This is a genomic window from Paenibacillus sp. LX16 (assembly GCF_036252815.1).
GTDB lineage: Bacteria > Bacillota > Bacilli > Paenibacillales > Paenibacillaceae > Paenibacillus > Paenibacillus polymyxa_B.
Genome location: NZ_CP141152.1, coordinates 2,485,001 through 2,492,796, shown reverse-complemented (window position 1 = coordinate 2,492,796; position 7,796 = coordinate 2,485,001). Strand labels below are relative to the sequence as shown.

Genomic DNA, 7,796 nt, shown 5'->3' with positions numbered 1-7,796 from the left:
CCGTCTCTCTCCTCGCAAAATAGATATTGGTAAAAAGGAAATTCGCATATTTATGCGGTTTGTTCCTCGGGATGCTTTCGAAATTGAAGCTCATACAGCTCTGCATAATGACCGCCCTCGGCAAGGAGCTGATCATGGGTACCCTGCTCTTTCAGTTCGCCATCGGCAAGGACACAGATCGTATCCGCCCGTTCAATCGTAGACAATCGATGGGCAATGACTAATGTCGTACGATCCTTCATCAGCTCATTTAAGCCCTGCTGGACTTCATATTCCGATTCTGCATCTAAAGCCGAGGTCGCTTCATCCAACAGCAAAATCGGTGCATTTTTGAGCAAAGCACGGGCAATTGCGATCCGCTGTCTTTGACCGCCGGACAAATTGGCTCCGCGTTCACCGACAATCGTGTCGTACCCCTCTGGCAGCTCGGCTATGAAGCCGCTGGCATAGGCTGTTTTGGCCGCAGCCTCTACTTCCTCATCCGTGGCAGCCGGTGAGCCAAAACGGATATTATCCGCTACTGTACCGTGGAACAGCGTAGCCTCCTGTGGTACATAGGCCATCAAATCCCTGACCTCATCCAACGGAAATTCTTCTGCCAAGCGACCACGAACCCGCAGCACACCATCGTCCGGTGGGTAAAATCCCAGCAACAGCTTCATGACTGTGCTTTTGCCACCACCACTCGGGCCGACAAGCGCGGTTACCTGCCCTTCTGGCACGACCAAGTTTAACCTTTGCAGCGTTGGATGGTCAGGTTGATAGCCAAAGGTGATGTCGTGCAGCTCCAGAGCAGCCGGAGTCTGTTCAATGGCGTGGTCTGAACGCAAGGTCTCAACATCGCCATAGAATTCCCCAGATTCACGGGCTGATAAAGCTGCCGTCTCGGGATCAATAAGCCTAGTCAGCGGTCCCTTCTTTTTAGCCGCGGGGAACTGCTCCTCTTCCTTCGACTCATCCAGAATTTCGCGGATACGCGCCAAGCCTGCCAAGGAGTTTTGTAACAGTGTTACAGCCGCCCCTAGCTCCAAAAACACCGTTGAAATACCCGTTTGCAGCTGCACAATCTGTCCCAATACTCCCAGTTCCATTTGCTTCTGCGATACCAGAATCAATCCGGCGACAAGTACACCGCCCAGCGTAATGAACTCTATGACAAAATTGCACATATCCTGCAAGCCCATATGACGTCCCTGCCGGATGCTGATGCGGTTTATGTCCTCGCTTGCATCGTTACAAAGTCCGCCTACCTTTGTCCTCAACCCAAACAACTTTACCGTCTGCAAACCGGAGAGCAAATCACTCAATCGTTCCGTGAACCTGCTCATCCGTCCCTGTAACTCTTCACTCGTCTTTCGCATTTTCTTCGCGAAATGAGCATTTATCCAGGCTGAAGCCAGCCCAAGTAAAACCGCCATAATCCCAAATCGCCAATCCAGAACCAGCAAAATGACCAACGAGCCCAAGAAAAGCGAAATTTCCAGTATAATCGAGCGGATATGAACGGTGTAAGCCTGCTCCAGCGCCTGTACATCGTTCGTCATACGGGATACAAGATCACCCGAATGGTGTTTTTCGGCTTTATCGTACGATAGCTTGACAATGTGGCCAAATAGTTTCATTCGTACTTCGGCAATTGCCAGCTTTACACACCGTTTATACATATAGCTGCACAGGGGGGAAATAAGACTTAACGCCAAAAATGTACCACTGACCAAATAGACCGCTCGGTATAGCTCCTGTACATCGCCATTAACCGCGAAATTCAGCAAATAATGCACCACAAAAGAAAGTAAAATCGTGATGCTGGCATTGGTCAGACTATTGCCAACCAGCCCGGTAAAATACCATTTTCGGTGCGGCTTCATCAGGGACATCAACTGCTTAAATTCATAAAACCCCTGCTTGAAGGTCACGACGCTCACCCCTTTCCTCAGGCAACGAATTACCGTTTTCCGCCGTATGCTGTTCTTCTTCAAAATTTTTCAAATACAGCTTTCGGTACACACCATCACGACCCAGTAATTCCTCATGAGAACCCGATTCCACAATGCCCCCCTGATCGAGTACAATAATGCGGTTCGCCTGACGTACGGTTGACAGTCGATGAGCAATGACCAGTACCGTCCGGTTTTGCATTACCGCATTCATCGCATTCTGCACCTGAGCCTCCGACTGACTATCGAGTGCTGAAGTCGGCTCGTCCAATAGAAGCAGCGGAGCATTTTTCAATAACGCTCTTGCTATGGAAATACGCTGTTTTTGACCGCCAGACAATCCGCCTCCCCGCTCGCTCAACAGGGTTTCATAGCCCTCGGGAAGTTGAACAATAAAATCATGCGCATGTGCCGCTTTCGCCGCCTCGACAATTTCTTCCCGAGTCGCCTCCAAACGTCCATATCCGATATTTTCTGCAATGGTGGCCGGAAAAAGCGACGGCTCCTGAGATACCATCGAAATATGACTGCGCAGGCTTGTTAAATTCCAATCTGTCAAACTCTTTCCAAATAGTTGAATGGTTCCAGCATGCTCTCCAGGTTCATTAAATCCGCAAAGCAGCTTGAAAATCGTGCTTTTACCTCCACCGCTGGCACCGACAATCGCCACCATATCCCCTTGCCCTGCCTGGAAGCTGATATCCTTCAGCACTGTGTTCCCTTCATCGTAGCCAAAGGTCAAATGCTCAAAGCTGACTACAGCAACACTATCAACGTCATCATCACTTTCTGCTCCGCCTTCACTCATTCGGTTGGCTTCCCCATCTGCATCGTCTTTCAAACGAGGCGCCCTATTCTCTCGCTTCTGATCTACCAAGGTCATTTCGCCGTCCTGACGTTCATTCTGCCAATCCAGCACCTCAAACAAATGCTTTGCGGCTCCACCAGCTTCCTTCATTTGCGAAATGATCGTCGGCAGCATGGCAATCGGCTGCAATATGAACGAAATCAGGTATAAAAAAAGTACAATGCCTCCAGCATTCAACTCTCCATGTTGTATCAGGTATCCTCCGTATACAATGACCAAAATAATCGGTGTTGCTAGCATCATCACACCTACCGGAGTAATGGCAGCATAGCGCTTTTCTAGTCGTAAGCCGCGCTTGACGACCTCCTCCATAATCACCATATACTTCTTCAACAGCACAGCTTGCATATTGAATGCCTTGACGATAGGGATTCCTCCGATTGCATCTTGCCCCACAGCGTTCAAATGAGCAATTTTCTCCTGAAGATCCGCGGAGTATTTTTCAATTGGCTTGCTCATTAGTGATGTTATGATCATTCCTATTGGCATGAGCGCAAGACTTGCCAATATCAGTTTCCAGCTTGTCAGTAAAAGCAATATGAATGATGCCGTAAACACAAGCGGCAAATAAAACAGATTGGCAAACTGCTGGATAAAAAAGTTCTGTAATACTGCCGTATTATTGGTTAGACGGGATACCAAATCTCCGGTAAATTTCCTTTCCACGCTGGAAACCGGTAAATCGCAAAACTTATGTACGAGATCGCCTCTCAAGTCGCGCAGAGCACTAACACTAAATCGCGCTGAAGCGTACCTCATCACAAACTTACAGGGCATTCCAATTAGCGTCATACCAACAACCAGATAGATCATGTTCTGGGTAGAGGAGAATGTCCCCTGTGCCATTTGCTCAATGGCCTTACCCAAAATAATGTCAATAGTTGCCAAACACAAGGAGGTGATCACCGTTATGAAAACCCATAGATTATACGGCCTTACATAACGTGCGAGTCTCCGAAAAGCAGAATTTAGTCGAAACAAGGGCATCCCTCTTTTCGCTGCCCACACTTTTTCAGTGCGAACTTTTTATATTGGCTGTGGACGTCGTTGAGATAAACTCTGGGTTTGGATGCATGAGTATCCGTGCAGAATAAAATGCGATTTTGAACTATGCTGGAATTTGCATCTTGGTGTGGGTTGGTTGTTGATTGTTGCTGAGATGGTAATAACGAAGTGTATCGTGATGGTGGGAAATTCAACTCTGTCTGAATCGTGGTTGTAGGGTGCTTGTGTTGTAAGCTGTATGAGCTCCCGCCGCGTGGGCCATCGGCGAGGATGTAGAAAGAATGTTCTCGACTGCGCTCATAACCTCTTGTTCTTGTTCATGGATGAAAAAGTGATTACCTTCGAACATTCGAACATCCATAGGTGATGTCGTATGCTGTTGCCAGGCATGGAGTGAATCTGTGCTAACCTCAAAATCCTTCATTCCGCCTAAAACAGTCATCGGACATATCAATGGATTTCCCGGCTGATAAACATAAGTTTCACATACCTTAAAATCTGCACGCAGACGAGGCATAATAATTTGCATCAATTCTGCATTTTGCAGCACCTCTTCAGGTGTTCCCTGCATCAAACGAAGCTCTTCGGTAAAAGAATCGTCTGCTAAATCATGGAGTCGTTTTTTGGAATATGGAATATGTGGTGCGGATTTACCGGATATGATGATATGCACAGGTAGCTTTCCAGTTTTGCTGTATAACTGGCGTGCTGTTTCAAATGCTATCAGTGCCCCCATACTGTGCCCAAAAAAAGCGAACGGCTTATGCATGAATGGAGCCATAGCAGGAACCAACGATTGAACGATGTCTTGAAGAGTATCCATTGGAGCTTCTGTTGAGCGGCTTTCACGTCCTGGAAGTTGTATAGGCAACACGGTAATGTCGGGCGCAAACCTAGACTTCCAAGAGTTAAATATGTAAGCACCACCACCGGCGTAGGGGAAGCAAAATAGTTGGAGCTTCGCAGTCGGTTGGACCTCTGTTTTCGCGAACCAAGATTGTGATCGAGTCGTCATATGAATTCCTCCATCCTCTATACAGTTATAATTTTACAGTAAATCCTTATATATCTTTTTTTCTTCCAACACTTTCTAACTGTTTTTAAATATACAAACTTTAAAACCACTTGGCATGGGACAAAAGGGCTAAATTGATAGAGCTCATAAAAATAAAACAAAATCCATATTATGTTATTTGTTTCCAAACTTCAAAAGCAACAATTTCACTTTTTGTATTAGTTATCTGTCAATCATGATCTGTTAATTTAGTTTAAAACGAAATTTTAGGTTTTTACGAATTTTGTAAAACTAAACTCATTATGATTTACATTGAAGCTCCAACCCCTTATCCTACAACAATTTTATCTTTACATGCCATTAACATAAATGTAACAAATTCAACCTGATATCATCCGACAAATTCCGCCTTTTTTCGCAACTCTCTTCAACCTCCTGAATAATGGATTTAATTTGTATCAAGCTCACATAAGCCAAAATTAATAATTCTTTAATTTTGTAATAAATATTGTTATTTCATAGTCCTAAAGGACCAAATTTTGCATATTTTTTTCTGACTCTTCGTCTAAAAAATCAGTTCGGATTGAGTTTTTCTCTTTCAAAGCTATGAATTTTCTTTTCAAACTCTAATAGAAACGTTTCTATCTCGCTTCAAAAGTGCCTGTTCTCTAGAAATTTATAGCCTTACTTTTAATCTTTGACCCCCTCAAAAAACAGTAACGGCAAACAGCAAGTCTCCCTGTTGTTGGAGACTTGCTGTTTTATAAATTCATTATATTTGACTTCACTATCGGTCGATATGCAGAGTGTTGTAAGCTTTATTGTAGTTATCCCCCAATCATATTAATTTAGTGGAATGGAGTATATGTATGGGTTTCTTGTATATTTTCCAAAACGCGAAAGCCTTATGGTATACAAAAAGAGCACAGGCCGTTAAGGCTGTGCTCTTTTATCTTGCTTGGCGACGTCCTACTCTCCCAGGACCCTGCGGTCCAAGTACCATCGGCGCTGGAGGGCTTAACGGTCGTGTTCGGGATGGGTACGTGTGGAACCCCTCCGCTATCGCCACCAAACATGAATTTGCTATGCAAATTCTTCCGTACGGTTATTCGGTTCATCACTTATCGTGTGAATGAATAGCCATGCGCTTGTTGTATGTATTTCTACATACCTTCAAGGTTACACCCTGAAAACTGGATCCGAAACTTATTTGCGTTTTATTTTAGGATAAGCCCTCGACCGATTAGTATTGGTCAGCTCCATGCATTACTGCACTTCCACCCCCAACCTATCTACCTCGTCGTCTTCAAGGGGTCTTACTAATTGGGAAATCTCATCTTGAGGGGGGCTTCACGCTTAGATGCTTTCAGCGCTTATCCCTTCCGTACATAGCTACCCAGCGGTGCTCCTGGCGGAACAACTGGTACACCAGCGGTACGTCCATCCCGGTCCTCTCGTACTAAGGACAGCTCCTCTCAAATTTCCTACGCCCACGACAGATAGGGACCGAACTGTCTCACGACGTTCTGAACCCAGCTCGCGTACCGCTTTAATGGGCGAACAGCCCAACCCTTGGGACCTACTTCAGCCCCAGGATGCGATGAGCCGACATCGAGGTGCCAAACCTCCCCGTCGATGTGGACTCTTGGGGGAGATAAGCCTGTTATCCCCAGGGTAGCTTTTATCCGTTGAGCGATGGCCCTTCCATGCGGTACCACCGGATCACTAAGCCCGACTTTCGTCCCTGCTCGACTTGTAGGTCTCGCAGTCAAGCTCCCTTCTGCCTTTGCACTCTTCGAATGATTTCCAACCATTCTGAGGGAACCTTGGGGCGCCTCCGTTACTCTTTAGGAGGCGACCGCCCCAGTCAAACTGCCCACCTGACACTGTCCTCGCACCGGTTTACGGTACCAAGTTAGAACCTAGATACGATCAGGGTGGTATCCCAAGGATGCCTCCCTTCAAGCTGGCGCTCAAAGTTCTACGGCTCCCACCTATCCTGTACAGATCGTACCCAAATTCAATATCAAGCTGCAGTAAAGCTCCATGGGGTCTTTCCGTCTTGTCGCGGGTAACCTGCATCTTCACAGGTATTAAAATTTCACCGGATCTCTCGTTGAGACAGCGCCCAAGTCGTTACGCCATTCGTGCGGGTCAGAATTTACCTGACAAGGAATTTCGCTACCTTAGGACCGTTATAGTTACGGCCGCCGTTTACTGGGGCTTCGGTTCATAGCTTCGCCCCGAAGGGCTTACCACTCCCCTTAACCTTCCAGCACCGGGCAGGCGTCAGCCCGTATACTTCGCCTTGCGGCTTCGCACAGACCTGTGTTTTTGCTAAACAGTCGCTTGGGCCTTTTCACTGCGGCCCCCTCGGGCTATTCACCCTACCGAGGCACCCCTTCTCCCGAAGTTACGGGGTCATTTTGCCGAGTTCCTTAACGAGAGTTCTTCCGCGCGCCTTAGAATTCTCTTCTCGCCTACCTGTGTCGGTTTGCGGTACGGGCACCTTCTCCTGGCTAGAGGCTTTTCTTGGCAGTCTGAGATCATGACCTTCGCTACTATAATTTTCGCTCCCCATCACAGCCCAGCCTTACGATGTGCGGATTTGCCTACACACCAGCCTCACTGCTTAGACGGACATCCATCAGTCCGCGTCACTACCCTACTGCGTCACCCCATCGCTCATAACGGATTACGGTGGTACAGGAATTTCGACCTGTTGTCCTTCGACTACGCCTATCGGCCTCGCCTTAGGTCCCGACTTACCCTGAGCGGACGAACCTTCCTCAGGAACCCTTAGGCTTTCGGCGGATCTGATTCTCACAGATCTTTTCGTTACTCATACCGGCATTCTCACTTGAATGCAGTCCAGCGCTCCTTACGGTACACCTTCAACCCGCATTCAACGCTCCCCTACCCCTGATGCAAAGCATCAAGCCATAGCTTCGGTGGTGTGTTTAGCCCCGTT

3 protein-coding genes and 2 rRNA genes (1 of these 5 cut by a window edge) are annotated in these 7,796 nt (G+C 47.1%); all 5 read right to left on the bottom strand.

Going from position 1 to position 7,796, the window contains the following annotated elements; genetic code table 11:
- Window positions 1-50: 50 nt before the first annotated feature.
- Window positions 51-1,916: an ABC transporter ATP-binding protein gene (locus T3H97_RS11455; RefSeq protein ID WP_328802581.1), complete on the bottom strand. Its 1,866-nt coding sequence runs from the start codon at window positions 1,914-1,916 to the stop codon at window positions 51-53.
- Window positions 1,891-3,786: an ABC transporter ATP-binding protein gene (locus tag T3H97_RS11450; protein WP_328802580.1), complete on the bottom strand. Its 1,896-nt coding sequence runs from the start codon at window positions 3,784-3,786 to the stop codon at window positions 1,891-1,893. Before T3H97_RS11450 ends, T3H97_RS11455 begins: the two co-directional genes overlap by 26 nt.
- 214 nt (window positions 3,787-4,000) lie before the next feature.
- Window positions 4,001-4,825 (bottom strand): thioesterase II family protein, encoded by an 825-nt coding sequence (locus T3H97_RS11445; protein ID WP_250244949.1) that lies wholly within the window; start codon window positions 4,823-4,825, stop codon window positions 4,001-4,003.
- A 956-nt stretch (window positions 4,826-5,781) separates the two neighbouring features.
- A 5S ribosomal RNA gene (gene rrf, locus T3H97_RS11440) occupies window positions 5,782-5,898 on the bottom strand.
- Window positions 5,899-6,048: 150 nt separating this feature from the next.
- Window positions 6,049-7,796 (bottom strand): 23S ribosomal RNA (locus T3H97_RS11435); it runs 1,180 nt beyond the window's last position.

Bases quoted from the DNA above. Each gene is read 5' to 3' on its own strand.
- T3H97_RS11445 (WP_250244949.1), bottom strand. From the start codon at position 4,825: ATGACGACTCGATCACAATCTTGGTTCGCGAAAACAGAGGTCCAACCG.